The 24,890-nt window shown below is 55.3% G+C and carries 30 protein-coding genes; all 30 read right to left on the minus strand.

Annotated features, from left to right (window positions below; genetic code table 11):
• Positions 1-18: 18 nt before the first annotated feature.
• The 30 genes from secY to rplJ all read right to left on the minus strand — a co-directional run bounded on the left by secY (position 19) and on the right by rplJ (position 24,764).
• On the minus strand, positions 19-1,347 hold the full coding sequence (gene secY / locus ACM6IP_RS14025) for a preprotein translocase subunit SecY (protein WP_095166168.1): 1,329 nt from the start codon (positions 1,345-1,347) through the stop codon (positions 19-21).
• A complete protein-coding gene (gene rplO, locus ACM6IP_RS14030) occupies positions 1,348-1,785 on the minus strand; it encodes a 50S ribosomal protein L15 (RefSeq protein ID WP_003228720.1) in 438 nt (145 codons plus the stop codon).
• Between the two features lie 3 nt (positions 1,786-1,788).
• Positions 1,789-1,965, minus strand: coding sequence for a 50S ribosomal protein L30 (gene rpmD, locus ACM6IP_RS14035; RefSeq protein WP_003186033.1), 177 nt, complete (start codon positions 1,963-1,965; stop codon positions 1,789-1,791).
• Between the two features lie 2 nt (positions 1,966-1,967).
• Positions 1,968-2,468 (minus strand): 30S ribosomal protein S5, encoded by a 501-nt coding sequence (gene rpsE, locus ACM6IP_RS14040; RefSeq protein WP_003186035.1) that lies wholly within the window; start codon positions 2,466-2,468, stop codon positions 1,968-1,970.
• Positions 2,469-2,471: 3 nt separating this feature from the next.
• The gene (gene rplR / locus ACM6IP_RS14045) at positions 2,472-2,822 is read right to left on the minus strand and encodes a 50S ribosomal protein L18 (RefSeq protein WP_003186037.1); all 351 of its coding nucleotides are present in this window, start codon (positions 2,820-2,822) and stop codon (positions 2,472-2,474) included.
• Between the two features lie 10 nt (positions 2,823-2,832).
• Positions 2,833-3,366: a 50S ribosomal protein L6 gene (rplF, locus tag ACM6IP_RS14050; protein WP_003176412.1), complete on the minus strand. Its 534-nt coding sequence runs from the start codon at positions 3,364-3,366 to the stop codon at positions 2,833-2,835.
• A gap of 12 nt (positions 3,367-3,378) precedes the next feature.
• Positions 3,379-3,771, minus strand: a complete 393-nt coding sequence (rpsH, locus tag ACM6IP_RS14055) for a 30S ribosomal protein S8 (RefSeq protein ID WP_003186040.1) — start codon at positions 3,769-3,771, stop codon at positions 3,379-3,381.
• 209 nt (positions 3,772-3,980) lie between these two features.
• On the minus strand, positions 3,981-4,286 hold the full coding sequence (gene rpsN, locus ACM6IP_RS14060) for a 30S ribosomal protein S14 (RefSeq protein WP_007918460.1): 306 nt from the start codon (positions 4,284-4,286) through the stop codon (positions 3,981-3,983).
• A 13-nt stretch (positions 4,287-4,299) separates the two neighbouring features.
• Positions 4,300-4,839, minus strand: a complete 540-nt coding sequence (gene rplE, locus ACM6IP_RS14065; RefSeq protein ID WP_003210069.1) for a 50S ribosomal protein L5 — start codon at positions 4,837-4,839, stop codon at positions 4,300-4,302.
• Between the two features lie 22 nt (positions 4,840-4,861).
• Positions 4,862-5,176 carry a 50S ribosomal protein L24 gene (gene rplX / locus ACM6IP_RS14070; RefSeq protein ID WP_003176416.1) on the minus strand — a complete coding sequence of 105 codons (315 nt, stop codon included), beginning with the start codon at positions 5,174-5,176 and terminating at the stop codon, positions 4,862-4,864.
• 11 nt (positions 5,177-5,187) lie between these two features.
• On the minus strand, positions 5,188-5,556 hold the full coding sequence (rplN, locus tag ACM6IP_RS14075; protein ID WP_002555479.1) for a 50S ribosomal protein L14: 369 nt from the start codon (positions 5,554-5,556) through the stop codon (positions 5,188-5,190).
• 23 nt (positions 5,557-5,579) lie between these two features.
• Positions 5,580-5,846 carry a 30S ribosomal protein S17 gene (gene rpsQ, locus ACM6IP_RS14080; protein WP_003176419.1) on the minus strand — a complete coding sequence of 89 codons (267 nt, stop codon included), beginning with the start codon at positions 5,844-5,846 and terminating at the stop codon, positions 5,580-5,582.
• Between the two features lie 2 nt (positions 5,847-5,848).
• Entirely contained in the window at positions 5,849-6,040 is a 192-nt protein-coding gene (rpmC, locus tag ACM6IP_RS14085) for a 50S ribosomal protein L29 (protein WP_002555481.1), read from the minus strand.
• Complete coding sequence (gene rplP, locus ACM6IP_RS14090; RefSeq protein WP_027898303.1) at positions 6,040-6,453, minus strand: 50S ribosomal protein L16; 414 nt, start codon at positions 6,451-6,453, stop codon at positions 6,040-6,042. The genes rpmC and rplP overlap by 1 nt, the downstream gene beginning before the upstream one ends.
• Before the next feature lie 12 nt (positions 6,454-6,465).
• Positions 6,466-7,152, minus strand: coding sequence for a 30S ribosomal protein S3 (gene rpsC / locus ACM6IP_RS14095; protein WP_003176422.1), 687 nt, complete (start codon positions 7,150-7,152; stop codon positions 6,466-6,468).
• 13 nt (positions 7,153-7,165) lie between these two features.
• Positions 7,166-7,498, minus strand: a complete 333-nt coding sequence (gene rplV, locus ACM6IP_RS14100; protein ID WP_003103908.1) for a 50S ribosomal protein L22 — start codon at positions 7,496-7,498, stop codon at positions 7,166-7,168.
• A gap of 11 nt (positions 7,499-7,509) precedes the next feature.
• Positions 7,510-7,785, minus strand: coding sequence for a 30S ribosomal protein S19 (gene rpsS, locus ACM6IP_RS14105; RefSeq protein WP_002555486.1), 276 nt, complete (start codon positions 7,783-7,785; stop codon positions 7,510-7,512).
• 16 nt (positions 7,786-7,801) lie between these two features.
• The gene (rplB, locus tag ACM6IP_RS14110) at positions 7,802-8,626 is read right to left on the minus strand and encodes a 50S ribosomal protein L2 (RefSeq protein ID WP_003228734.1); all 825 of its coding nucleotides are present in this window, start codon (positions 8,624-8,626) and stop codon (positions 7,802-7,804) included.
• A gap of 14 nt (positions 8,627-8,640) precedes the next feature.
• Complete coding sequence (gene rplW / locus ACM6IP_RS14115) at positions 8,641-8,940, minus strand: 50S ribosomal protein L23 (protein ID WP_002555488.1); 300 nt, start codon at positions 8,938-8,940, stop codon at positions 8,641-8,643.
• On the minus strand, positions 8,937-9,539 hold the full coding sequence (gene rplD / locus ACM6IP_RS14120) for a 50S ribosomal protein L4 (RefSeq protein WP_003228735.1): 603 nt from the start codon (positions 9,537-9,539) through the stop codon (positions 8,937-8,939). Before rplD ends, rplW begins: the two co-directional genes overlap by 4 nt.
• A gap of 12 nt (positions 9,540-9,551) precedes the next feature.
• A complete protein-coding gene (gene rplC, locus ACM6IP_RS14125; protein ID WP_003186059.1) occupies positions 9,552-10,187 on the minus strand; it encodes a 50S ribosomal protein L3 in 636 nt (211 codons plus the stop codon).
• 80 nt (positions 10,188-10,267) lie between these two features.
• On the minus strand, positions 10,268-10,579 hold the full coding sequence (gene rpsJ, locus ACM6IP_RS14130; RefSeq protein ID WP_003186070.1) for a 30S ribosomal protein S10: 312 nt from the start codon (positions 10,577-10,579) through the stop codon (positions 10,268-10,270).
• Between the two features lie 144 nt (positions 10,580-10,723).
• Entirely contained in the window at positions 10,724-11,917 is a 1,194-nt protein-coding gene (gene tuf, locus ACM6IP_RS14135; RefSeq protein WP_008145495.1) for an elongation factor Tu, read from the minus strand.
• 30 nt (positions 11,918-11,947) lie between these two features.
• Complete coding sequence (gene fusA / locus ACM6IP_RS14140; RefSeq protein ID WP_095166166.1) at positions 11,948-14,053, minus strand: elongation factor G; 2,106 nt, start codon at positions 14,051-14,053, stop codon at positions 11,948-11,950.
• Positions 14,054-14,083: 30 nt separating this feature from the next.
• Entirely contained in the window at positions 14,084-14,554 is a 471-nt protein-coding gene (gene rpsG, locus ACM6IP_RS14145; protein ID WP_002555493.1) for a 30S ribosomal protein S7, read from the minus strand.
• A gap of 119 nt (positions 14,555-14,673) precedes the next feature.
• Entirely contained in the window at positions 14,674-15,045 is a 372-nt protein-coding gene (gene rpsL, locus ACM6IP_RS14150; protein ID WP_002555494.1) for a 30S ribosomal protein S12, read from the minus strand.
• 216 nt (positions 15,046-15,261) lie between these two features.
• On the minus strand, positions 15,262-19,461 hold the full coding sequence (gene rpoC, locus ACM6IP_RS14155; protein ID WP_095166164.1) for a DNA-directed RNA polymerase subunit beta': 4,200 nt from the start codon (positions 19,459-19,461) through the stop codon (positions 15,262-15,264).
• A gap of 64 nt (positions 19,462-19,525) precedes the next feature.
• Positions 19,526-23,599 carry a DNA-directed RNA polymerase subunit beta gene (gene rpoB, locus ACM6IP_RS14160; protein WP_095166162.1) on the minus strand — a complete coding sequence of 1,358 codons (4,074 nt, stop codon included), beginning with the start codon at positions 23,597-23,599 and terminating at the stop codon, positions 19,526-19,528.
• Positions 23,600-23,819: 220 nt separating this feature from the next.
• The gene (rplL, locus tag ACM6IP_RS14165) at positions 23,820-24,185 is read right to left on the minus strand and encodes a 50S ribosomal protein L7/L12 (protein WP_025215758.1); all 366 of its coding nucleotides are present in this window, start codon (positions 24,183-24,185) and stop codon (positions 23,820-23,822) included.
• 78 nt (positions 24,186-24,263) lie between these two features.
• Positions 24,264-24,764, minus strand: a complete 501-nt coding sequence (gene rplJ, locus ACM6IP_RS14170; protein ID WP_003176433.1) for a 50S ribosomal protein L10 — start codon at positions 24,762-24,764, stop codon at positions 24,264-24,266.
• Positions 24,765-24,890 lie beyond the last annotated feature (126 nt).

Genomic DNA, 24,890 nt, shown 5'->3' on the forward strand with positions numbered 1-24,890 from the left:
CTCCTCGAACCTTATGGGTCAGCGCAGCATGCCGCTGCCGTAACCCTTCAGGTTGGCTTTCTTCATCAGGGATTCGTACTGGTGCGAAACGAGGTGCGATTGTACTTGGGACATGAAGTCCATCACAACCACGACGACGATCAGCAACGAGGTCCCGCCAAGGTAGAACGGAACGTTTGCCGCAACCACCAGGAACTGGGGCAACAGACACACGGCCGTCATATAGAGAGCACCGAACAGGGTCAAACGAGTCAGAACGCCATCAATGTAGCGCGCAGACTGCTCACCTGGACGGATGCCCGGAATAAAGGCACCGGACTTCTTCAGGTTTTCCGCTACGTCTTTCGGATTGAACATCAACGCCGTATAGAAGAAGCAGAAGAAAATAATCCCTGCACTAAACAGCAGAATATTCAACGGCTGACCAGGAGCGATCGACTGCGAGATGTCCTGCAGCCAGCCCAGACCTTCAGACTGACCAAACCAGGTACCCAACGAAGCCGGGAACAGCAAGATGCTGCTCGCGAAAATAGCCGGAATAACACCGGCCATGTTCACCTTCAGCGGCAGGTGGCTGGTCTGCGCAGCAAAAACCTTACGGCCCTGCTGACGCTTGGCGTAGTGAACAGCAATACGACGCTGGCCACGCTCAATGAACACCACAAAACCGATAATCGCTACTGCCAGCAAACCGATGGCAACCAGGGCAAAAATGTTGATATCACCCTGACGCGCAGACTCGAAAGACTGCCCGATCGCTCTCGGAAGACCGGCGACGATACCTGCGAATATCAACATCGAGATACCGTTGCCAACACCACGCTCAGTAATCTGCTCACCCAGCCACATCATGAACATTGCGCCCGCCACAAAAGTGGTTACCGCAACGAAATGGAAGCCAAAGTCACCAGTGAACGCAACGCCCTGCCCCGCCAGACCAATGGACATGCCAATTGCCTGGACGAGAGCGAGGACGACAGTGCCGTAGCGGGTGTACTGAGCGATCTTGCGACGCCCAGCTTCACCTTCCTTCTTCAACTGCTCCAACTGCGGGCTGACGGCTGTCATCAGTTGCATGATGATCGATGCCGAGATGTACGGCATGATCCCCAGTGCAAAGATGCTCATCCGCTCCAGCGCGCCGCCGGAAAACATGTTGAACAAGCTAAGAATGGTCCCCTCATTCTGTCGAAACAGGTCCGCGAGTCGGTCCGGGTTGATACCTGGAACCGGGATGTGTGCGCCTATTCGGTAGACGATAATCGCCAGGAACAGAAAACGCAGACGAGCCCAGAGTTCAGACATACCGCCTTTGCCGAGCGCAGAGAGAGCACCTTGCTTAGCCATTTATTCCTCGAACTTGCCGCCAGCTGCTTCGATAGCCGCACGCGCACCTTTGGTGGCGCCGATTCCCTTGCCGATAGTGACAGCGCGAGTCACTTCACCGGACAGCATGATTTTCACACGCTGTACGTTGACGTTGATCACGTTGGCATCTTTCAGGGACTGCACAGTGACGATGTCGCCTTCCACTTTAGCCAGCTCGGACAGACGCACTTCTGCGCGGTCCATGGCTTTCAGGGAAACGAAACCGAACTTAGGCAGGCGACGATGCAGCGGCTGTTGACCGCCTTCAAAGCCTGGAGCAATGGTGCCACCGGAGCGGGAGGTTTGACCTTTGTGGCCACGGCCACCAGTCTTACCCAAACCGCTACCGATACCACGGCCCGGACGATGCTTTTCGCGACGGGAACCCGGCGCTGGACTCAGATCATTGAGTTTCATCGATTAACCCTCGACACGCAGCATGTAGTAAGCCTTGTTGATCATCCCGCGATTCTCGGGAGTATCCAGTACTTCTACAGTGTGACCGATGCGACGCAGACCCAGACCCTTAACGCACAGTTTGTGGTTAGGGATGCGGCCGGTCATGCTTTTGATCAGCGTTACTTTAACGGTAGCCATGATCAGAAGATCTCCTTGACGCTTTTGCCACGCTTGGCGGCAATGGATTCAGGAGATTGCATAGCTTTCAAACCTTTGAAAGTGGCGTGAACCACGTTTACCGGGTTAGTCGAGCCGTAGCACTTGGCCAGAACGTTCTGAACGCCAGCAACCTCGAGGACAGCACGCATAGCGCCGCCAGCGATGATACCGGTACCTTCAGAAGCAGGCTGCATGTACACCTTGGAAGCGCCATGGGCGGATTTCATTGCGTACTGCAGAGTGGTGCCGTTCAGGTCCACTTGGATCATGTTGCGACGAGCAGCTTCCATTGCCTTCTGGATTGCAGCAGGCACTTCACGCGACTTGCCACGGCCGAAGCCAACACGGCCCTTACCATCACCAACCACGGTCAACGCGGTGAAGGTGAAGATACGGCCGCCTTTAACGGTTTTGGCTACGCGGTTAACTTGAACCAGCTTCTCGATGTAGCCTTCGTCGCGCTTTTGGTCGTTATTTGACATAACTTAGAACTCCAGCCCAGCTTCACGAGCAGCATCAGCCAGCGCTTTAACGCGGCCGTGGTACTTGAAGCCAGAGCGGTCGAAAGCCACTTGCGAGACGCCAGCGGCCTTAGCACGCGTAGCGACCAGCTGGCCAACCTTTGTGGCCGCGTCAATGTTGCCAGTGGCACCATCACGCAGTTCTTTGTCCAAAGTCGAGGCAGATGCCAGAACTTTGTTGCCGTCGGCCGAAATGACCTGGGCGTAGATGTGCTGCGAAGAGCGGAACACGCAGAGACGCACGACTTCTAGTTCGTGCATTTTCAGGCGTGCTTTGCGAGCGCGACGCAGTCGAGTAACTTTTTTGTCGGTCATTTGCTATGCCCTACTTCTTCTTGGCTTCTTTACGACGGACGACTTCGTCCGCGTAGCGCACACCTTTGCCTTTGTACGGCTCTGGTGGACGGAAGTCGCGGATCTCGGCGGCCACTTGACCTACCAGCTGCTTGTCGATGCCCTTGATCAGGATATCGGTCTGGCTAGGAGTCTCAGCGGTGATGCCTTCCGGCAGTTCGTAATCCACTGGGTGCGAGAAGCCGAGAGCCAGGTTCAGCACTGTGCCTTTTGCTTGCGCTTTGTAACCAACACCGACCAGCTGGAGCTTGCGCTCGAAGCCTTGGCTTACGCCTTGGACCATGTTGTTTACCAACGCACGAGTGGTACCAGCCATTGCGCGAGTCTGTTGATCGCCATTGCGAGCAGCAAAACGCAGCTCACCGGCTTCTTCAACGATCTCAACGGACGAATGGATGTTCAGTTCAAGAGTACCCTTGGCACCCTTCACCGAAAGCTGTTGGCCTGCGAATTTTACTTCGACACCGGCTGGCAGCTTAACGGGGTTCTTAGCGACGCGAGACATGCTTATCCCCCCTTAGAACACAGTGCAAAGAACTTCGCCGCCGACACCGGCAGCGCGCGCAGCACGATCCGTCATCACACCTTTGTTGGTGGAGACGATAGACACACCGAGACCGCCACGAACTTTTGGCAGATCATCGACGGACTTGTACTGACGCAGGCCTGGACGGCTAACGCGCTTCACTTCTTCGATGACCGGACGGCCTTCGAAATATTTCAGCTCGATAGACAGCAGTGGTTTGATTTCGCTGCTGATCTGATAACCCGCGATGTAACCTTCGTCCTTCAGGACTTTAGCTACAGCCACCTTCAACGTGGAAGACGGCATGCTTACGACGGACTTTTCAGCCATCTGGGCATTACGGATTCGAGTTAGCATGTCCGCTAACGGGTCCTGCATACTCATGGGCTAGACGCTCCTAATACAGAAAAATTAGCCTTGCGGCTACTACGTGTCGCCGAGAATCTCCGAGCATAAAAAACACGGGCTCAGGCGAGCCGGATATTCTAGACACACTCCGGAAATGAAACAAGCCCCAAAAGGGGCTTGATTCAGATTCAAGGCCACCGATGGTCGGGATCATGCGATCCCGACCATCGAGACTTTGACAGCACTTACCAGCTGGCTTTAACCAGACCTGGTACGTCACCACGCATTGCAGCTTCACGCAGCTTGTTACGGCCAAGGCCGAACTTGCGGTAAACGCCGTGCGGACGACCAGTCAGGCGGCAGCGGTTACGCATGCGCGCAGCGCTTGCGTCACGTGGCTGCTTCTGCAGAGCTACTGTAGCTTCCCAACGCGCTTCTGGACTTGCGTTCAGATCAACGATGATAGCTTTCAGCGCTGCACGCTTGGTGGCGTACTTGGCAACGGTGAGCTGACGCTTCAGCTCACGGTTTTTCATGCTCTTCTTGGCCATTTTCCTACTCCAATCAGTTGCGGAACGGGAATTTGAAAGCACGCAGCAGAGCGCGGCCTTCATCATCGTTCTTGGCAGTGGTGGTCAGGGTAATGTCCAGACCGCGGAGAGCGTCGATCTTGTCGTAATCGATTTCCGGGAAAATGATCTGCTCTTTCACGCCCATGCTGTAGTTACCACGACCATCGAAGGACTTGGCATTCAGGCCGCGGAAGTCGCGAACCCGAGGCAGGGAGATCGACAGCAGACGATCCAGGAACTCGTACATACGCTCACGGCGCAGAGTCACTTTGACGCCGATCGGCCAACCTTCACGGACTTTAAAGCCAGCGATGGATTTCCGAGCGTAAGTCACAACGACTTTTTGACCGGTGATCTTTTCCAGGTCAGCAACAGCGTGCTCGATGACTTTTTTGTCGCCGATCGCTTCGCCCAGACCCATGTTCAGGGTGATTTTGGTAACGCGCGGAACTTCCATCACGTTCGAAAGCTTAAGTTCTTCCTTAAGTTTCGGAGCAATTTCCTTCCGGTAAATCTCTTTTAGTCGTGCCATGGTCTCATCTACCTAGCAGTGTTCAAGCATCAACCGCTTTTTGGGTCGACTTGAAGACACGAATTTTCTTGCCGTCTTCTACTTTGAAACCAACGCGGTCAGCCTTGTTGGTTTCGCCGTTGAAAATGGCGACGTTAGAAGCGTCCAGTGGAGCTTCTTTTTCGACGATACCGCCCTGCACGCCCGACATCGGGTTTGGCTTGGTATGACGCTTGACCAGGTTCAGACCACCAATAACCAGACGGTTGTTAGCGAGAACCTTAAGCACCTTACCGCGCTTACCTTTGTCTTTGCCGGCGATCACGATGATCTCGTCGTCACGACGAATCTTTTGCATGTCGGATCTCCTTACAGCACTTCTGGGGCGAGCGAGACGATCTTCATGAACTTCTCAGTACGAAGTTCACGGGTCACTGGCCCAAAGATACGGGTGCCGATCGGCTCTTGCTTGTTGTTCAACAGAACAGCAGCGTTGCCATCAAAGCGGATAATGGAGCCATCAGCACGGCGAACACCGTGGCGAGTGCGGACTACAACAGCAGTCATCACTTGGCCTTTTTTCACTTTACCGCGAGGAATTGCTTCCTTCACGGTAACTTTGATGATGTCACCGATACCAGCGTAACGACGATGGGAGCCACCCAGCACCTTGATGCACATAACGCGGCGTGCGCCGCTGTTATCGGCCACATCGAGCATGGATTGAGTCTGAATCATATAATTTCTCCGACCCCTAGTCCTTAGACTTCCACAGCGCGTTCGAGAACATCAACCAGTGCCCAAGACTTGGTCTTGGCCAGCGGACGAGTTTCACGAATAGTGACTTTGTCGCCGATGTGGCACTGATTGGTTTCGTCGTGCGCGTGCAGCTTAGTCGAACGCTTAACGTATTTACCGTAGATCGGGTGCTTAACGCGGCGCTCGATCAGAACGGTGATGGTCTTGTCCATCTTGTCGCTGACAACACGGCCAGTCAGCGTACGGACAGTTTTTTCGGCTTCAGCCATGATTACTTACCTGCCTGCTGGTTGAGCACAGTCTTCACGCGAGCGATGTCACGTTTAACTTGCGAGAGCAGATGAGACTGCCCCAACTGGCCAGTTGCTTTCTGCATACGCAGATTGAACTGGTCGCGCAGCAGGCCGAGCAGTTGCTCGTTCAGCTGCTGTGCTGATTTTTCACGAAGTTCATTCGCTTTCATCACATCACCGTCCGCTTAACAAAGGAGGTGGCGAGTGGCAGCTTTGCAGCAGCCAGGGCGAACGCCTCACGCGCCAACTCTTCAGAAACACCCTCGATTTCATACAGGACTTTGCCTGGCTGAATCTGGGCAACCCAGTATTCCACGTTACCCTTACCTTTACCCATCCGAACTTCGAGTGGCTTTTTGGTTACAGGCTTGTCCGGGAACACACGGATCCAGATCTTGCCGCCACGTTTTACGTGACGGGTCAGAGCACGACGCGCTGACTCGATCTGACGAGCGGTGAGACGACCACGAGCTACAGACTTCAGCGCATACTCGCCGAAGCTGACTTTGCTACCGCGCAATGCCAGACCACGGTTGTGGCCAGTCATTTGCTTGCGGAACTTCGTACGCTTTGGTTGCAACATTTGGCGTACCCCTTACTTAGCAGCTTTTTTACGAGGCGCTGGTGCTTGTGGTTTCAGCTCTTCTTGGCGACCACCAATTACTTCGCCTTTGAAGATCCAAACCTTTACACCGATCACACCGTAGGTGGTGTGAGCTTCGTAGTTGGCATAGTCGATGTCGGCACGCAGGGTGTGCAGTGGCACACGACCTTCGCGATACCATTCAGTACGTGCGATTTCAGCACCGCCGAGACGACCGCTCACTTGGATTTTGATGCCTTTGGCACCAATGCGCATGGCGTTCTGAACAGCGCGCTTCATAGCGCGACGGAACATTACGCGACGCTCCAGCTGCTGAGCTACGCTCTGCGCAACCAGCATACCGTCGAGTTCCGGCTTGCGGATCTCTTCGATATTGATGTGCACAGGCACACCCATTTGCTTGGTCAGGTCCTGGCGCAGTTTCTCAACATCTTCACCTTTCTTCCCGATAACAATACCTGGGCGAGCGGTGTGGATGGTGATACGTGCAGTTTGGGCCGGACGATGGATATCGATACGGCTTACGGACGCGCTTTTTAGTTTGTCTTGGAGATACTCACGCACCTTCAGATCAGCGAACAAGTAGTCCGCATAAGTCCGACCGTCTGCGTACCAGACGGAGGTGTGCTCCTTGACGATTCCCAGGCGAATGCCAATGGGATGTACTTTCTGACCCATCTCTTCGACTCCGTTACTTGTCAGCAACCTTGACAGTGATATGGCAAGACCGCTTGACGATGCGATCAGCACGGCCTTTGGCACGTGGCATGATGCGCTTCAGCGAACGCCCTTCGTTGACGAAAACGGTGCTGACCTTCAGGTCATCAACGTCTGCGCCTTCGTTATGCTCGGCGTTGGCTACGGCCGACTCCAGCACTTTCTTCATGATCTCGGCGGCTTTCTTACTGCTGAAAGCCAACAGGTTGAGCGCTTCGCCCACCTTCTTCCCGCGGATCTGGTCGGCGACCAAGCGGGCTTTCTGGGCGGAGATTCGAGCGCCCGACAACTTAGCGGCTACTTCCATTTCCTAACCCCTTAACGCTTGGCTTTCTTGTCTGCCACGTGCCCACGATAAGTGCGGGTACCGGCGAACTCGCCCAGTTTGTGGCCGACCATGTCTTCGTTAACGAGAACTGGGACGTGTTGACGACCGTTGTGTACTGCGATGGTCAGACCGACCATTTGTGGCAGGATCATCGAACGACGCGACCAGGTTTTCACCGGTTTGCGATCATTCTTTTCCGCCGCCACTTCGATCTTCTTCAGTAGGTGAAGATCGATAAAAGGACCTTTTTTCAGAGAACGTGGCACTGTCGTATCCCTCTATTTACTTGCGACGACGGACGATCATTTTGTCGGTACGCTTATTACCACGAGTCTTCGCGCCCTTAGTCGGGAAGCCCCATGGCGATACCGGATGACGACCACCAGAGGTACGACCTTCACCACCACCGTGTGGGTGGTCAACCGGGTTCATGGCAACACCACGAACGGTTGGGCGAACGCCACGCCAGCGTTTGGCACCAGCTTTACCCAGCGAACGCAGGCTGTGCTCGGAGTTCGAGACTTCGCCCAGGGTCGCACGGCATTCAGCCAGGACTTTACGCATTTCACCGGAACGCAGACGCAGGGTCACGTATACGCCTTCACGAGCGATCAGCTGAGCCGAAGCACCAGCGGAACGAGCGATCTGAGCGCCTTTACCCGGCTTCAGTTCGATGCCGTGTACGGTGGAACCGACTGGAATGTTGCGCAGTTGCAGAGCGTTGCCTGGCTTGATTGGAGCCAGTGCGCCTGCGATCAGCTGGTCGCCAGCACTCACGCCTTTAGGGGCGATGATGTAGCGGCGCTCGCCGTCTGCGTAGCACAGCAGTGCGATGTGAGCAGTACGGTTTGGATCGTATTCGATACGCTCGACAGTGGCGACGATGCCATCTTTGTCGTTGCGACGGAAATCGACCATACGGTAATGCTGCTTATGACCACCACCGATATGACGGGTAGTAATACGGCCATTGTTGTTACGACCACCAGTCTTCGATTTTTTCTCGAGCAGCGGTGCGTGAGGAGCGCCTTTATGCAGCTCCTGGTTGACCACCTTGACCACAAAACGGCGGCCAGGGGAAGTCGGTTTGCATTTAACGATTGCCATGATGCACCCCTTCCTTACTCAGCACTGCTGCTGAAATCGAGATCTTGGCCTGGCTGAAGGGAGATAACTGCCTTCTTCCAGTCATTACGCTTGCCCAGACCGCGAGCAGTGCGCTTGCTCTTACCCAGAACATTCAGGGTAGTAACACGCTCTACTTTCACGCTGAACAGGCTTTCGACGGCCTTCTTGATTTCCAGCTTGGTTGCATCAGTAGCAACCTTGAAAACGAACTGGCCTTTCTTGTCTGCCAGAACCGTAGCCTTCTCGGAAACGTGCGGGCCAAGCAGAACTTTAAATACGCGTTCCTGGTTCATCCCAGCAGCTCCTCGAATTTCTTCACGGCCGACACGGTGATCAACACCTTGTCGTATGCGATCAGACTAACTGGATCGGAACCTTGCACGTCACGTACATCAACGTGTGGCAGGTTACGAGCAGCCAGGTACAGGTTCTGATCAACAGCGTCGGACACGATCAGAACGTCGGTCAGGCTCATGTTGTTCAGTTTGCCCAGCAGGTCTTTGGTTTTCGGCGTTTCAACGGCGAAATCCTGAACCACGACCAGACGATCAGTACGCACCAGCTCAGCAAGGATGGAACGCATTGCTGCGCGATACATCTTCTTGTTCAGCTTCTGGGAGTGATCCTGTGGACGAGCTGCGAAAGTGGTACCGCCGCCGCGCCAGATTGGGCTACGGATAGTACCGGCACGAGCACGGCCAGTACCTTTCTGACGCCATGGGCGCTTACCGCCACCACGAACGTCGGAACGGGTCTTTTGCTGCTTGCTACCTTGACGGCCGCCGGCCATGTAGGCCACGACTGCTTGGTGAACCAGCGTCTCGTTGAACTCGCCGCCAAATGTCAGTTCGGAAACTTCGATCGCTTGAGCGTCATTTACATTTAATTGCATGTCAGCTTCCCCTTAACCGCGAGCCTTGGCTGCTGGACGTACAACCAAGTTGCCGCCAGTAGCGCCAGGAACAGCGCCCTTGACCAACAACAGATTGCGTTCAGCGTCCACGCGCACTACTTCGAGGGACTGCACGGTCACGCGCTCAGCGCCCATATGACCGGACATTTTTTTGCCCTTGAATACACGACCAGGAGTCTGGCACTGGCCGATAGAGCCTGGAACGCGGTGGGACACGGAGTTACCGTGGGTATTATCTTGCCCGCGGAAGTTCCAACGCTTGATCGTACCCTGGAAGCCTTTACCCTTGGACTGACCGGTTACATCAACCAGTTGACCAGCGGCGAAGATTTCAGCGTTGATCAGATCGCCGGCCTGGTACTCGCCTTCTTCAAGGCGGAATTCCATTACGGTACGACCAGCGGCAACGTTCGCTTTAGCGAAGTGGCCAGCTTGAGCTGCTGTAACACGCGAAGCACGACGCTCGCCGACAGTGACTTGCACTGCACGATAGCCATCGGTTTCTTCAGTTTTGAACTGGGTGACGCGATTCGGCTCGATCTCAATGACCGTGACCGGAATGGAGACACCTTCTTCGGTGAAAATACGGGTCATACCGCATTTACGACCGACTACACCAATAGTCATGTTGTAAACCTCATGAGTGTACGGGGCTTTCACCCGCTATGGCCGCCCATTTCAGAGCGTTACACGACTAAGACCGAGTCTTAGCCGAGGCTGATCTGCACTTCCACACCGGCCGCAAGATCAAGCTTCATAAGTGCATCAACGGTTTTATCCGTTGGCTGGACGATGTCCAGAACGCGCTTATGAGTACGGATCTCGTACTGGTCACGCGCGTCTTTGTTGACGTGCGGGGAGACCAGAACGGTGAACCGCTCTTTACGGGTAGGCAGTGGAATTGGACCACGCACTTGAGCACCAGTACGTTTCGCGGTTTCCACGATTTCCTGGGTGGATTGGTCGATCAGGCGATGGTCAAAAGCCTTCAACCTGATACGGATTTGCTGATTTTGCATTGGATTTCAGACTCCGGCTGCTATTCCCAGCGAGCGCAATACGCCCGTTAAAAGGAGGCGCAATTCTATAGACGGGCTATCGCAGTGTCAACTCAATAAAAAAAGCCCCCGCTGAGCGGGGGCTTTTTTCAAGTCATCACTTACTTAAGCGATGATTTTGGCTACGACGCCAGCGCCGACGGTACGACCGCCTTCACGGATAGCGAAACGCAGACCATCTTCCATTGCGATGGTTTTGATCAGGGTGACAACCATTTTGATGTTGTCGCCTGGCATTACCATTTCAACGCCTTCCGGCAGTTCGCAGTTACCGGTCACGTCAGTGGTCCGGAAGTAGAACTGTGGACGGTAGCCTTTGAAGAACGGAGTGTGACGACCGCCTTCTTCTTTGCTCAACACGTACACTTCAGCTTCGAAGGTAGTGTGCGGCTTAACCGAACCTGGCTTGACCAGAACCTGGCCACGCTCAACGTCGTCACGCTTGGTGCCGCGCAGCAGCACGCCGCAGTTCTCGCCAGCACGACCTTCGTCGAGCAGCTTACGGAACATTTCAACACCGGTGCAGGTGGTGACGGTAGTGTCACGCAGACCAACGATTTCCAGTGGATCCTGAACCTTGACGATACCGCGCTCGATACGACCAGTTACAACAGTACCGCGACCCGAGATCGAGAATACGTCTTCGATTGGCATCAGGAACGGCTTGTCGATAACACGGACTGGATCTGGAATGTAGCTGTCCAGAGTCTCAACCAGTTTACGAACGGCAGTGGTGCCCATTTCGTTGTCATCTTGGCCGTTCAGAGCCATCAGAGCCGAACCGATGATGATCGGAGTGTCGTCACCTGGGAAGTCGTAAGTGCTCAGCAGATCGCGCACTTCCATCTCAACCAGTTCCAGCAGCTCAGCGTCGTCTACCATGTCAGCCTTGTTCAGGAAGACAACGATGTACGGAACGCCAACCTGACGGGACAGCAGGATGTGCTCACGGGTTTGTGGCATCGGACCATCAGCGGCCGAGCAAACCAGGATAGCGCCGTCCATCTGAGCAGCACCGGTGATCATGTTCTTCACGTAGTCAGCGTGACCTGGGCAGTCGACGTGAGCGTAGTGACGGATCAGCGAGTTGTATTCAACGTGCGCGGTGTTGATGGTGATACCACGAGCCTTTTCTTCTGGAGCGCTGTCGATTTTATCGAAAGCAACAACAGCCGAACCGAAAACTTCGGAGCAGACGCGAGTCAGAGCAGCGGTCAGCGTGGTTTTACCGTGGTCGACGTGACCGATGGTGCCAACGTTGACGTGCGGGAGGGTACGGTCAAATTTTTCTTTAGCCACGACAATTAACTCCTTGCCTAAAGGGCTGAATCAGCCTTGTTTTTTGGTTACAGTTTCGACGATGTGCGTCGGAGCTGGATTGTATTTTTTGAATTCCATGGAGTAGCTTGCGCGACCTTGGGACATGGAACGAACGTCGGTTGCATAACCGAACATTTCACCCAACGGCACTTCAGCACGAATTACCTTGCCGGAAACCGTGTCTTCCATACCCAGGATCATGCCGCGACGACGGTTAAGGTCGCCCATCACGTCACCCATGTAGTCTTCAGGCGTAACAACTTCTACTGCCATGATCGGCTCGAGCAACTCACCACCGCCCTTCTGGGCCAGTTGCTTGGTCGCCATGGAAGCAGCCACCTTGAACGCCATCTCGTTGGAGTCGACGTCGTGGTAAGAACCATCGAACACGGTAGCCTTCAGGCCGATCAGCGGATAGCCGGCAACAACGCCGTTCTTCATCTGCTCTTCGATACCCTTCTGGATAGCCGGGATGTATTCCTTAGGAACCACACCACCCACTACTTCGTTCAGGAATTGCAGACCTTCCTGACCTTCGTCAGCAGGAGCAAAACGAATCCAGCAGTGACCGAACTGGCCACGACCGCCGGACTGACGAACGAACTTGCCTTCGATTTCGCAGTTCTTCGTGATGCGCTCACGATAGGAAACCTGAGGCTTGCCGATGTTGGCTTCGACGTTGAACTCACGGCGCATCCGGTCAACCAGGATGTCCAAGTGCAGCTCGCCCATGCCGGAGATGATCGTTTGACCAGTCTCTTCATCGGTTTTAACGCGGAAAGATGGATCTTCCTGAGCAAGTTTGCCCAGAGCGATACCCATTTTTTCCTGGTCATCCTTGGTCTTAGGCTCTACGGCAACCGAAATAACCGGCTCCGGGAAGTCCATGCGAACCAGGATGATTGGCTTGTCAGCGTTGCAGAGGGTTTCACCAGTGGTGACGTCCTTCATGCCGATCAGGGCCGCGATGTCACCAGCGCGTACTTCCTTGATCTCTTCACGGGCGTTTGCGTGCATTTGCACCATACGACCCACGCGCTCTTTCTTGCCTTTAACCGAGTTGATCACGCCGTCGCCGGAGCTCAACACGCCCGAGTAAACGCGGACGAAGGTCAAAGTACCCACGAATGGGTCGGTAGCGATCTTGAACGCCAGAGCCGAGAACGGCTCCGCATCGTCTGCATGACGCTCCAGCTCGATAGTCTCGTCATCCGGGTCAGTACCCTTGATGGCAGGAATATCGGTAGGTGCAGGCAGGTAGTCGATAACGGCGTCGAGAACCAGGGGAACACCCTTGTTCTTGAAGGAAGAACCGCAAACAGCCAAGACGATCTCACCAGCGATAGTACGCTGACGCAGAGCGGCCTTGATTTCCTCGTTGGTGAGTTCTTCACCTTCGAGGTACTTGTTCATCAGCTCTTCGTTGGCTTCGGCAGCAGCCTCAACCATGTTGTTGCGCCATTCGTCAGCCAGTTCCTGCAGTTCAGCAGGGATAGCTTCACGACGTGGAGTCATGCCTTTGTCAGCATCGTTCCAGTAGACGGCTTCCATGTTGAGCAGATCGATCTGCCCCTGGAAGTTGTCTTCCGAACCAATGGCCAACTGGATTGGCACCGGAGTGTGACCCAGACGCTGCTTGATCTGAGCGATCACGCGCAGGAAGTTCGCACCAGCACGGTCCATCTTGTTGACGTAAACAAGACGTGGAACGCCGTATTTGTTGGCTTGACGCCATACGGTTTCCGACTGTGGCTCAACACCCGAAGTACCGCAGAACACAACGACAGCGCCGTCGAGTACGCGCAGGGAACGTTCAACTTCAATAGTGAAGTCTACGTGGCCCGGGGTATCGATTACGTTGAAGCGATGCTCGTCTTTGTACTGCTTGGCAGAACCTTTCCAGAAGGCGGTGATCGCAGCAGAAGTAATGGTAATACCACGCTCCTGCTCCTGCACCATCCAGTCTGTGGTCGCGGCGCCGTCATGCACCTCGCCCATCTTGTGACTTTTGCCAGTGTAAAAAAGGACGCGCTCGGTGGTGGTGGTTTTACCAGCATCCACGTGAGCGACGATACCGATGTTACGGTAGCGACTAATCGGAGTAGTACGAGCCATAAAGCCCTCGCAAAATTAGTGAAGCTAAAATTAGAAGCGGTAGTGCGAGAAAGCTTTGTTAGCTTCGGCCATACGGTGCACGTCTTCACGCTTCTTAACAGCAGCACCTTTACCTTCAGCAGCGTCCAACAGTTCGCCGGCCAAACGCAGAGCCATAGACTTCTCGCCGCGCTTACGGGCGAAGTCTACCAACCAGCGCATTGCCAGGGCGTTACGACGGGACGGGCGAACTTCGACCGGAACCTGGTAAGTAGCACCGCCTACACGGCGCGACTTCACTTCGACCAGCGGAGCGATGGCGTCGAGAGCTTTCTCGAAGATTTCCAGGGGATCGCTGTTCTTGCGTTCTTTAACCTTTTCCAGCGCGCCATAAACGATACGCTCGGCAACGGCTTTCTTGCCGCTTTCCATCACGTGGTTCATGAACTTGGCCAGGATTTGGCTTCCGTATTTTGGATCGTCAAGCACTTCGCGCTTGGCTGCTACGCGTCTTCTTGGCATGGATAAGCCCTCAAACGGTCTTCAGGTTCGCTCGGAATCGGTGCCCTTGCGGGACGCCTCCGACCTTACTCTTATCGACTCAGAAAATAAGATGATTCAGTTTTTACAAAAAGCCGCTACTACTTAGGCTTCTTGGTACCGTACTTCGAACGACCCTGGTTACGACCTTTAACGCCGGAAGTATCCAAGGAGCCGCGTACGGTGTGGTAACGAACACCTGGCAAGTCTTTTACACGACCGCCGCGGATCAGTACCACGCTGTGCTCTTGCAGGTTGTGGCCTTCACCGCCGATGTACGAGGAAACCTCGAAACCGTTGGTCAGACGCACACGGCATACTTTACGCAGTGCCGAGTTAGGTTTTTTCGGCGTGGTGGTATACACACGGGTGCATACGCCACGACGTTGCGGGCAGTTCTGCAGCGCAGGCACGTCGGATTTCTCGACGATACGCTTACGCGGCTGACGTACCAGCTGGTTGATAGTTGCCATCTACTAGCTCCACTGTTGTCTTGCGACGCTATTGTCTTGCAAGAAAAGCAAAATGGCAGGAACGAATTCCCGCCAAATTTAGGGGTACAAGAGTCTAAAGAGGATCTTGCCCCCAGTCAAGGCAAGGCCCCAACCTCCCCACCCATCGAACCTCGACAAATTGTCAGGATTCGACGAACGGAGCGGTCAGGGCCTTACGCTCATTTATCGCAGAACTCAGTTACCGCTCGAGTTCAGCGCTTCGGTCAGTGCAGCTTCCACTTCACTGGCGCTTACGCGCAACGGTTTGTCAGCATCACGGCGACGCTTGCGCTCGCTGTGATAAGCCAGACCGGTACCAGCCGGGATCAGACGACCCACGACCACGTTTTCTTTCAGGCCGCGCAGGTAGTCGCGCTTGCCGGTTACCGCCGCTTCGGTCAGTACACGAGTGGTCTCTTGGAAAGAGGCCGCCGAGATGAACGATTCGGTGGACAACGACGCCTTGGTGATACCCAGCAGAACGCGAGTGAACTTGGAGACGAACTTGTCGTCGCCAGCCAAACGCTCGTTCTCGACCAGCACGTGAGTCAATTCCATCTGGTCGCCCTTGATGAAAGTGGAATCGCCGGATTCAGCGATTTCAACTTTACGCAGCATCTGACGCAGGATGGTCTCGATGTGCTTATCGTTGATCTTCACGCCTTGCAGACGGTAAACGTCCTGGATCTCGTTGACGATGTACTTGGCCAGCGCACTTACACCCAGCAGACGCAGGATGTCGTGTGGATCGCTCGGGCCGTCGGAGATAACTTCGCCGCGGTTTACCTGTTCGCCTTCGAAGACGTTCAGGTGACGCCACTTCGGAATCAGCTCTTCGTACGGATCGGTACCGTCGTTCGGAGTGATAACCAGACGGCGCTTGCCTTTGGTCTCTTTACCGAACGCGATGGTGCCGCTGACTTCAGCCAGAATCGAGGCTTCTTTCGGACGACGAGCTTCGAACAAGTCGGCAACACGCGGCAGACCACCGGTGATGTCACGGGTCTTCGAAGTCTCTTGTGGAATACGCGCGATAACATCACCGATCGCGATTTTCGCACCATCCGCTACACCGACCAGGGCGTTGGCTGGCAGGAAGTACTGAGCAATTACGTCAGTGCCTGGCAGCAACAGATCCTTGCCGTTGTCGTCGACCATCTTCACGGCAGGACGGATGTCTTTACCGGCAGCTGGACGATCTTTGGCGTCGAGTACTTCAATGTTGGTCATACCGGTCAATTCGTCAGTCTGACGCTTGATCGTGATGCCTTCTTCCATGCCCACGTAGGTCACGGTACCTTTCATTTCGGTAACGATTGGGTGAGTGTGCGGATCCCACTTGGCCACGATTGCGCCAGCGTCGACCTTGTCACCCTCTTTAACCGAAATCACAGCACCGTACGGCAGCTTGTAGCGCTCACGCTCACGACCGTAGTCATCAGCGATCGCCAGCTCACCGGAACGGGACACAGCAACCAGGCAACCATCCACTCGCTCAACGTGCTTCAGGTTATGCAGACGGACGGTACCGCCATTCTTCACCTGAACGCTGTCGGCTGCGGAGGTCCGGCTTGCCGCACCACCGATGTGGAACGTACGCATGGTCAGCTGGGTACCCGGCTCACCGATGGACTGGGCAGCGATTACGCCGACCGCTTCACCGATGTTCACCTGGTGACCACGAGCCAGATCACGGCCGTAGCACTTGGCGCAGATGCCGTAGCGGGTTTCGCAGCTGATCGGCGAACGCACGATCACTTCGTCGATGCTGTTCAGCTCGATGAACTCGACCCACTTCTCGTCAACCAGGGTGCCAGCAGGAACGATGACGTCCTCGGTACCTGGTTTGAACACGTCACGGGCAATAACACGACCCAATACGCGCTCACCCAGCGGCTCTACAACGTCACCGCCTTCAATGTGCGGAGTCATCAGCAGGCCGTGCTCGGTACCGCAGTCGATCTCGGTTACAACCAGATCTTGTGCCACGTCTACCAGACGACGAGTCAGGTAACCGGAGTTAGCGGTTTTCAACGCGGTATCCGCCAGACCTTTACGAGCACCGTGAGTGGAGATGAAGTACTGGAGTACGCTCAAACCTTCACGGAAGTTCGCAGTGATCGGCGTTTCAATGATGGAACCGTCCGGCTTGGCCATCAGGCCACGCATACCGGCGAGCTGACGGATCTGCGCAGCAGAACCCCGTGCGCCCGAGTCGGCCATCATGTACATCGAGTTGAAGGACTCTTGCTCGACTTCGACGCCATGACGGTCGATGACTTTCTCTTTCGAGAGGTTGGCCATCATCGCCTTGGAAACTTCGTCGTTCGCCTTGGACCAAAGGTCGATCACTTTGTTGTACTTCTCGCCCTGGGTTACCAGGCCGGAGGCGTACTGACTTTCGATCTCTTTCACTTCATCGGTGGCTGCACTGATGATGCGGGCTTTTTCATCCGGGATAACGAAGTCGTTAACACCGATGGAAACGCCGGAAATGGTCGAATAGGCAAAACCGGTGTACATCAGCTGGTCAGCGAAGATCACGGTCTCTTTCAAACCAACCACGCGGTAGCACTGGTTGATCAGCTTGGAGATCGCCTTTTTCTTCATCGGCAGGTTGACGACATCGTACGACAGACCTTTCGGCACAACCTGGTACAACAAGGCACGGCCGACAGTGGTGTCGACGATACGAACGTTGCTCACGCTGCCGCCATCACGGTCGTTGACGGTTTCGTGGATGCGCACTTTGACCTTGGCGTGCAGTGCGGCTTCGCCGGCACGGAACACACGGTCAACTTCTTGCAGATCCGCGAACACACGACCTTCGCCCTTGGCGTTGATCGCTTCACGAGTCATGTAGTACAGACCCAATACAACGTCCTGCGACGGAACGATGATTGGCTCACCGTTGGCTGGCGACAGGATGTTGTTGGTCGACATCATCAACGCACGCGCTTCCAACTGGGCTTCCAGTGTCAGCGGTACGTGCACGGCCATTTGGTCGCCGTCGAAGTCGGCGTTGTACGCAGCACAGACCAGAGGGTGCAGCTGGATAGCCTTACCTTCGATCAGTACCGGTTCAAACGCCTGGATACCCAGACGGTGAAGGGTCGGTGCACGGTTGAGGAGAACCGGGTGTTCACGGATCACTTCAGCGAGAACGTCCCAAACCTCTGGCAGCTCGCGCTCGACCATTTTCTTGGCCGCTTTGATGGTGGTTGCGAGACCACGCATTTCCAGCTTGCCGAAAATGAACGGCTTGAACAGCTCGAGAGCCATTTTCTTCGGCAGACCGCACTGGTGCAGACGCAGGGTCGGGCCTACGGTAATTACCGAACGACCGGAGTAGTCAACACGCTTACCGAGCAAGTTCTGACGGAAACGACCCTGCTTACCCTTGATCATGTCAGCCAGGGATTTCAGAGGACGCTTGTTGGAACCGGTGATAGCGCGGCCACGACGACCGTTGTCGAGCAGTGCATCGACAGCTTCCTGCAACATACGCTTTTCGTTGCGCACGATGATGTCCGGAGCGGACAGATCAAGCAGGCGCTTCAAACGGTTGTTACGGTTGATCACTCGACGATACAGATCGTTGAGGTCGGAAGTCGCGAAGCGACCGCCATCCAGCGGGACCAGTGGACGCAGGTCTGGCGGCAGAACCGGCAGAACGGTCAGCACCATCCATTCTGGAAGGTTGCCGGAACCCTGGAAGGCTTCCATCAACTTCAGACGCTTGGACAGCTTCTTGATCTTGGTTTCCGAGTTGGTTTGCGGAATTTCTTCACGCAGGCGGCCAATCTCGTGCTCCAGGTCGATAGCGTGCAGCAGTTCGCGGACAGCTTCGGCACCCATGCGGGCATCAAAGTCGTCGCCGAACTCTTCCAGCGCTTCGAAGTACTGCTCGTCGTTGAGCAGCTGACCTTTTTCAAGGGTGGTCATGCCTGGATCGATAACGACGTAGCTCTCGAAGTAGAGAACGCGTTCGATATCACGCAGGGTCATGTCCATCAGCAAGCCGATACGCGACGGCAGCGATTTCAGGAACCAGATGTGGGCAACTGGCGAGGCCAGTTCGATGTGCGCCATGCGCTCACGACGAACTTTTGCCAGTGCAACTTCAACGCCGCACTTCTCGCAGATCACACCACGGTGCTTCAAGCGCTTGTACTTACCGCACAGGCACTCGTAATCCTTTACCGGGCCAAAGATCTTGGCGCAGAACAGGCCGTCACGCTCAGGTTTGAACGTACGGTAGTTGATGGTTTCCGGCTTTTTAACTTCACCGAACGACCACGAACGGATCATCTCAGGCGATGCCAATCCGATACGGATGGCGTCGAACTCTTCGACTTGACCCTGGTTTTTCAGCAAATTCAGTAGGTCTTTCAAGGCCTTTCCTCCTGGCGGAGCAGAGAGCGGGCAATCGCGCCCCGCTCTCGATTCACGTCACGTGTTATTCGGTTTCCAGATCGATATCGATGCCGAGGGAACGAATTTCTTTGATCAACACGTTGAAGGACTCGGGCATGCCCGGCTCCATACGGTGATCGCCGTCCACGATGTTTTTGTACATCTTGGTCCGGCCGTTCACATCGTCCGACTTCACTGTGAGCATTTCTTGCAGAGTGTATGCAGCACCGTATGCTTCCAGTGCCCAGACCTCCATCTCCCCGAAACGCTGACCACCGAACTGCGCCTTACCACCCAGCGGCTGCTGGGTAACCAGGCTGTACGAACCGGTAGAACGAGCGTGCATCTTGTCGTCTACCAAGTGGTTCAGCTTCAGCATGTACATGTAGCCAACGGTAACCGGGCGCTCGAACTTGTTGCCGGTACGGCCGTCGGTCAGCTGCATCTGGCCGCTTTCTGGCAGGTCTGCCAGTTTCAGCATGGCCTTGATTTCGCTTTCCTTGGCACCGTCGAACACTGGAGTGGCCATTGGTACGCCGCCACGCAGGTTTTTCGCCAGATCCAGGATTTCCTGGTCGGAGAAGTCATCGAGACTTTCCTGGCGCCCGCCGATCTCGTTGTAGATCTCGTGCAGGAACTTGCGCAGCTCGGCAACTTTACGCTGCTCTTCGATCATGCGGTTGATCTTCTCGCCCAGACCCTTGGCCGCGAGGCCCAGGTGGGTTTCAAGAATCTGACCAACGTTCATACGCGAAGGTACGCCCAGTGGGTTGAGGACCACGTCGACCGGAGTGCCATTGGCATCGTGCGGCATGTCTTCAACCGGCATGATCACGGAGACCACACCTTTGTTACCGTGACGACCGGCCATCTTGTCGCCCGGCTGGATGCGGCGACGGATTGCCAGGTAAACCTTGACGATTTTCAGCACGCCTGGAGCCAGGTCATCGCCCTGCTGCAGTTTGCGCTTCTTGTCTTCGAACTTGTCGTCCAGCAGACGGCGGCGATCAACGATGTAGGCCTGGGCCTTCTCGAGCTGCTCGTTCAGAGCATCTTCAGCCATGCGCAGTTTGAACCACTGGCCGTGCTCAAGACCGTCGAGTACTTCGTCGGTGATCTCCTGACCTTTCTTCAGGCCGGCGCCGCCTTCGGCTTTGTGGCCGACCAGAGCGGAACGCAGACGTTCGAAAGTCGCGCCTTCAACGATACGGAACTCTTCGTTCAGATCCTTGCGGATCTCGTCGAGCTGAGTCTTCTCGATGGACAGAGCACGAGCATCACGCTCAACGCCGTCACGGGTGAAGACCTGTACGTCGATGACAGTGCCCTTGGTACCGGTTGGTACACGCAGGGATGTGTCTTTAACGTCGCTGGCTTTTTCACCGAAGATCGCACGCAGCAGTTTTTCTTCCGGAGTCAGCTGGGTCTCGCCTTTCGGAGTGACCTTACCCACCAGGATGTCGCCTGCGCCTACTTCAGCACCTACGTAAACGATACCGGCTTCGTCCAGCTTGTTCAGTGCCGCTTCACCCACGTTCGGGATGTCGGCAGTGATTTCCTCTGGCCCAAGCTTGGTGTCACGTGCCACACAGGTCAGTTCCTGGATGTGGATCGTGGTGAAGCGATCTTCCTGAACTACACGTTCCGACAGGCAGATGGAGTCTTCGAAGTTGAAGCCGTTCCATGCCATGAAGGCGATGCGCATGTTCTGACCCAGCGCCAGTTCACCCATGTCGGTGGACGGGCCGTCGGCCATGATATCGCTACGCTGAACCCGATCACCTTTACGCACCAGCGGACGCTGGTTGATGCAGGTGTTCTGGTTGGAGCGGGTGTACTTGGTCAGGTTGTAGATGTCGACACCAGCTTCGCCGGTTTCAACTTCGTCATCAGCAACACGAACCACGATACGGCTGGCGTCCACGGAATCGATAACGCCGCCACGACGAGCCACGACGCAAACGCCGGAGTCACGAGCTACGTTACGCTCCATGCCGGTACCGACCAGCGGCTTGTCAGCGCGCAGGGTGGGTACAGCTTGACGCTGCATGTTCGAACCCATCAACGCACGGTTGGCGTCATCGTGCTCGAGGAACGGGATCAGCGACGCTGCAACCGAAACTACCTGCTTCGGTGATACGTCCATCAGGGTGACGTCTTCCGGCGCCTTGACGGTGAACTCGTTCAGGTGACGAACAGCTACCAGCTCGTCGATCAGGACTTTCTTGTCGTTCATCGTGGCCGAAGCCTGAGCGATCACGTGATCAGCTTCTTCGATGGCGGACAGGAACACGATCTCGTCGGTAACCAGGGCGTCTTTCACCACACGGTACGGGCTCTCGAGGAAGCCGTACTGGTTGGTGCGCGCATAGGCCGCCAGGGAGTTGATCAGACCGATGTTCGGACCTTCCGGCGTTTCAATCGGGCAGACACGACCGTAGTGAGTCGGGTGTACGTCACGGACTTCAAAGCCAGCACGCTCACGAGTCAAACCGCCCGGGCCGAGTGCAGAGACACGACGCTTGTGGGTGATCTCGGACAGCGGGTTGTTCTGGTCCATGAACTGGGACAGCTGGCTGGAACCGAAGAACTCTTTCACCGCCGCAGCAACTGGCTTGGCGTTGATCAGGTCTTGCGGCATCAGGCCTTCGCTTTCAGCCATCGACAGACGCTCTTTGACCGCACGCTCAACACGTACCAGGCCAACGCGGAACTGGTTCTCGGCCATTTCGCCTACGCAGCGAACACGACGGTTACCCAGGTGGTCGATGTCATCGACGATGCCTTTACCGTTACGGATGTCGACCAGGGTCTTCAGTACCGCGACGATGTCTTCCTTGCACAGCACGCCCGAACCTTCGATCTCGGTACGACCGATACGACGGTTGAACTTCATCCGGCCGACCGCAGACAGGTCATAGCGCTCAGGGCTGAAGAACAGGTTGTTGAACAGGGTCTCGGCAGCGTCTTTGGTTGGCGGCTCGCCTGGACGCATCATGCGATAGATCTCGACCAGCGCTTCCAATTGGTTGCTGGTGGAGTCGATCTTCAGGGTGTCGGAGACGAACGGACCGCAGTCGATATCGTTGGTGTACAGAGTCTCGACGCGAACAACCTGGGCCTTGGCGATTTTCGCCAGGATTTCGGTGTTCAGCTCGGTGTTGCACTCTGCCAGGATTTCGCCGGTTGCCGGGTGCACGATGGCCTTGGCGGTAGTGCGGCCCAGGACGTAGTCCAGAGGCACTTCCAGGGTCTTGAGGCCGGCTTTTTCGATCTGGTTGATGTGGCGCGCAGTAATACGGCGACCAGCCTCAACGATGACCTTGCCCTTCTCGTCCTGAATATCAAGAACAGCGATTTCACCACGCAGACGCGAAGCAATCAGTTCCAGACTGAGGGTTTCGCCGCTCAGGTGGAAAACGTTGGTGGTGTAGAACGCGTCCAGCACTTCTTCAGTGGTATAGCCCAGCGCGCGCAGCAGTACCGATGCAGGCAGCTTGCGACGACGGTCGATACGCACGAATACGCAGTCTTTCGGGTCGAACTCGAAGTCCAGCCACGAACCGCGGTAAGGAATGATCCGCGCCGAGTACAGCAGTTTGCCAGAGCTGTGCGTCTTGCCACGGTCGTGGTCGAAGAACACGCCCGGGGAACGGTGCAGCTGGGAAACGATTACACGCTCGGTACCGTTGATTACGAAGGTACCGTTCTCAGTCATCAGGGGGATTTCACCCATGTAGACTTCTTGCTCTTTGATGTCCTTGATCGCTTTGTTCGACGATTCTTTGTCGAAAATGATCAGGCGCACTTTTACCCGCAAAGGTACGGCGTAAGTTACACCGCGCAATACGCATTCTTTGACATCAAATGCCGGTTCGCCCAGGCGATAACCGACGTACTCCAGCGCAGCATTGCCGGAGTAGCTGATGATCGGGAAAACGGATTTGAAGGCCGCATGCAGGCCCACGTCGCGGAACTGATCTTTAGTCGCTCCCGCTTGCAAGAATTCACGATACGAATCCAGCTGGATGGCCAGGAGGTAAGGCACATCCATGACGTCCGGCAACTTGCTAAAGTCCTTGCGGATACGTTTTTTCTCAGTATATGAGTAAGCCATCAGCGTTCCCCAGCTTGGTCACCTGCTTGTTTGGCCCCTCCCGACGGGAGCAGCCAGAAAATCGTGCAAACCCCATGGTTTGCGCCACCGCATCGGGTGGTTACAGCACGTTATCGACACCGACCCAATCGGCTGCCAATAACGGAAAAAGGCCGGTGGCAAGAGCCACCAGCCATCAGCCTTTCGCTTAACGCTCGGGCTGGAGACGCAAAGTCGAAGCTTACTTCAGCTCGACTTTAGCGCCTGCTTCTTCCAGAGTTGCTTTGGCTTTGTCAGCTGCGTCTTTCGAAACAGCTTCCAGAACCATGGCAGGAGCGCCGTCAACTACAGCCTTGGCTTCTTTCAGGCCCAGACCGGTCAGTTCACGTACTGCCTTGATCACGTTTACTTTCTTCTCGCCAGCTTCGGTCAGCATGACGTTGAATTCGGTTTGCTCTTCAACAACGGCGGCAGCAGCAGCTGGACCAGCCGATGCAGCAGCAGCGGAAACGCCGAATTTTTCTTCGAAAGCTTTGATCAGCTCAACAACCTGCAGAACCGACATTTCAGCTACGGCGTTGAGGATATCGTCTTGGGAGATAGACATTGCTGTATTTCCTGAATTGGGGGACGGCCTACGCGGCCATCGAAATAAACAAAAATACGCGAGAGAAAGTGCTCAGCCTTAGGCTGCGGCAGCTTCTTTTTGCTCGCGAACTGCAGCCAGAGTACGAGCCAACTTGCTGGTAGCGCCTTGAATCACGCTCATCAGCTGAGAAATAGCTTCGTTACGGGTCGGCAGTGTTGCCAGTACGTCGATTTGGTTAGCTGCGAGGAACTTGCCCTCGAACGCAGCTGCCTTGATCTCGAACTTATCCTGACTCTTGGCGAATTCCTTGAACAAACGGGCAGCAGCGCCTGGGTGATCTTTGGAGAACGCGATCAGAGTCGGGCCGGTGAACACGTCGTTGAGGACACTGTATTCAGTGTCAGCAACAGCGCGCTTGAGCAGGGTGTTACGTACAACACGTACGTATACGCCAGCTTCACGAGCCTCTTTACGGAGTCCGGTCATAGCGCCTACTGTCACACCACGGGCATCAGCCACGACAGCGGACAGAGCAGCTTTGGCAGCCTCGTTGACTTCAGCGACGATGGCCTTCTTGTCTTCGAGATTAATTGCCACGGGTTTAACTCCTGCTTGTTACCGTTTCATCTGGCCGGAGCCGGATGTCGTTTTGGTGTCTGATTCGGTAAGGAACCGGGAGCACCATCTGCGTAGGCTTGTGGTTTAAGACTTACGTCGCCTACG

Origin of the sequence: Pseudomonas sp. IT-P176, assembly GCF_949767245.1 — a bacterium.
Lineage (GTDB): Bacteria > Pseudomonadota > Gammaproteobacteria > Pseudomonadales > Pseudomonadaceae > Aquipseudomonas.

Excerpts from the sequence above, each read along its gene's own strand:
- secY (WP_095166168.1), bottom strand. The coding sequence starts at position 1,347 with ATGGCTAAGCAAGGTGCTCTCTCTGCGCTCGGCAAAGGCGGTATGTCT.
- rplO (WP_003228720.1), bottom strand. The coding sequence starts at position 1,785 with ATGAAACTCAATGATCTGAGTCCAGCGCCGGGTTCCCGTCGCGAAAAG.
- rpmD (WP_003186033.1), bottom strand. The coding sequence starts at position 1,965 with ATGGCTACCGTTAAAGTAACGCTGATCAAAAGCATGACCGGCCGCATC.
- rpsE (WP_003186035.1), bottom strand. The coding sequence starts at position 2,468 with ATGTCAAATAACGACCAAAAGCGCGACGAAGGCTACATCGAGAAGCTG.
- rplR (WP_003186037.1), bottom strand. The coding sequence starts at position 2,822 with ATGACCGACAAAAAAGTTACTCGACTGCGTCGCGCTCGCAAAGCACGC.
- rplF (WP_003176412.1), bottom strand. The coding sequence starts at position 3,366 with ATGTCTCGCGTCGCTAAGAACCCCGTTAAGCTGCCAGCCGGTGTCGAA.
- rpsH (WP_003186040.1), bottom strand. The coding sequence starts at position 3,771 with ATGAGTATGCAGGACCCGTTAGCGGACATGCTAACTCGAATCCGTAAT.
- rpsN (WP_007918460.1), bottom strand. The coding sequence starts at position 4,286 with ATGGCCAAGAAGAGCATGAAAAACCGTGAGCTGAAGCGTCAGCTCACC.
- rplE (WP_003210069.1), bottom strand. The coding sequence starts at position 4,839 with ATGGCACGACTAAAAGAGATTTACCGGAAGGAAATTGCTCCGAAACTT.
- rplX (WP_003176416.1), bottom strand. The coding sequence starts at position 5,176 with ATGCAAAAGATTCGTCGTGACGACGAGATCATCGTGATCGCCGGCAAA.
- rplN (WP_002555479.1), bottom strand. The coding sequence starts at position 5,556 with ATGATTCAGACTCAATCCATGCTCGATGTGGCCGATAACAGCGGCGCA.
- rpsQ (WP_003176419.1), bottom strand. The coding sequence starts at position 5,846 with ATGGCTGAAGCCGAAAAAACTGTCCGTACGCTGACTGGCCGTGTTGTC.
- rpmC (WP_002555481.1), bottom strand. The coding sequence starts at position 6,040 with ATGAAAGCGAATGAACTTCGTGAAAAATCAGCACAGCAGCTGAACGAG.
- rplP (WP_027898303.1), bottom strand. The coding sequence starts at position 6,453 with ATGTTGCAACCAAAGCGTACGAAGTTCCGCAAGCAAATGACTGGCCAC.
- rpsC (WP_003176422.1), bottom strand. The coding sequence starts at position 7,152 with ATGGGTCAGAAAGTACATCCCATTGGCATTCGCCTGGGAATCGTCAAG.
- rplV (WP_003103908.1), bottom strand. The coding sequence starts at position 7,498 with ATGGAAGTAGCCGCTAAGTTGTCGGGCGCTCGAATCTCCGCCCAGAAA.
- rplB (WP_003228734.1), bottom strand. The coding sequence starts at position 8,626 with ATGGCAATCGTTAAATGCAAACCGACTTCCCCTGGCCGCCGTTTTGTG.
- rplW (WP_002555488.1), bottom strand. The coding sequence starts at position 8,940 with ATGAACCAGGAACGCGTATTTAAAGTTCTGCTTGGCCCGCACGTTTCC.
- rplD (WP_003228735.1), bottom strand. The coding sequence starts at position 9,539 with ATGCAATTAAATGTAAATGACGCTCAAGCGATCGAAGTTTCCGAACTG.
- rplC (WP_003186059.1), bottom strand. The coding sequence starts at position 10,187 with ATGACTATTGGTGTAGTCGGTCGTAAATGCGGTATGACCCGTATTTTC.
- rpsJ (WP_003186070.1), bottom strand. The coding sequence starts at position 10,579 with ATGCAAAATCAGCAAATCCGTATCAGGTTGAAGGCTTTTGACCATCGC.
- fusA (WP_095166166.1), bottom strand. The coding sequence starts at position 14,053 with ATGGCTCGTACTACTCCGATTAGTCGCTACCGTAACATCGGTATCGTC.
- rpsG (WP_002555493.1), bottom strand. The coding sequence starts at position 14,554 with ATGCCAAGAAGACGCGTAGCAGCCAAGCGCGAAGTGCTTGACGATCCA.
- rpsL (WP_002555494.1), bottom strand. The coding sequence starts at position 15,045 with ATGGCAACTATCAACCAGCTGGTACGTCAGCCGCGTAAGCGTATCGTC.
- rpoB (WP_095166162.1), bottom strand. The coding sequence starts at position 23,599 with ATGGCTTACTCATATACTGAGAAAAAACGTATCCGCAAGGACTTTAGC.
- rplL (WP_025215758.1), bottom strand. The coding sequence starts at position 24,185 with ATGTCTATCTCCCAAGACGATATCCTCAACGCCGTAGCTGAAATGTCG.